Source organism: Alteromonas sp. ABH2_165, assembly GCF_056159945.1.
The window spans coordinates 1-250 of sequence record NZ_JBSWWF010000050.1; the positions used below are offsets into that span (position 1 = coordinate 1).

General features: G+C 50.8%; 1 protein-coding gene. It reads right to left on the reverse strand.

What is annotated here, in order from left to right; all coding sequences use genetic code 11:
- Window positions 1-43: 43 nt before the first annotated feature.
- The coding region (locus ACXAFQ_RS20560; RefSeq protein WP_474825229.1) for a HigA family addiction module antitoxin at window positions 44-250 on the reverse strand (207 nt) is incomplete at its 5' end.

The window sequence follows — 250 nt, forward strand, 5'->3', positions numbered from 1 at the left end:
GTGTTTGTGTCCCAGCGAGCCCGCGAGCGGCTACAGCAGATTGTTAGGCGGCATGCAGATCTATTGGCTGCACGTCATCCAAGTTGATGTTCTGTTTGGCCTGCCAAAGCTCGTAATTGTCTTGCATGCTAAGCCAACTTTCAGGGCTGCGCCCCAATACTTTTGATAGCCTTAACGCCATTTCTGGCGTTACTGCACTTTTGCCCTTCACTACACGATTTAGTGTTGAAGCGGCAACACCAAGATGGGT